Genomic DNA, 238 nt, shown 5'->3' with positions numbered 1-238 from the left:
AGTGCAATTGGTTTTACCGGCGGGGCGCCGCTATGAACCTGTGGGCAAAGAGGGGCTGGCCGAACTCACCGCGGCGATGCTGGCAGAAGACAGCAAGCGCCATTCATCGGAAGATCTGGTGTCCCGTCTTGATACGCTGGGCAGTACTGTGACCTTCTCATCAGGTATGTACGGGACTGTTGTTTCTGTCACGACCCTGAAGAAGCACCTCAACGAAACGCTGGCTATCATGCAGGAG

1 protein-coding gene is annotated in these 238 nt (G+C 56.3%); it reads left to right on the top strand.

All coding sequences use genetic code 11. The annotated features are described in order from the left end of the window. The coding region (locus tag R0J87_RS24445) for an insulinase family protein (protein WP_498889638.1) at positions 1-238 on the top strand (238 nt) is incomplete at both ends.

Origin of the sequence: Halomonas sp. SIMBA_159 (assembly GCF_046536035.1) — a bacterium.
GTDB classification, from domain to species: domain Bacteria; phylum Pseudomonadota; class Gammaproteobacteria; order Pseudomonadales; family Halomonadaceae; genus Vreelandella; species Vreelandella venusta_A.
Note: the sequence above shows the minus strand (reverse complement) of the source record. Positions and strands in the feature narration are given on the sequence as shown.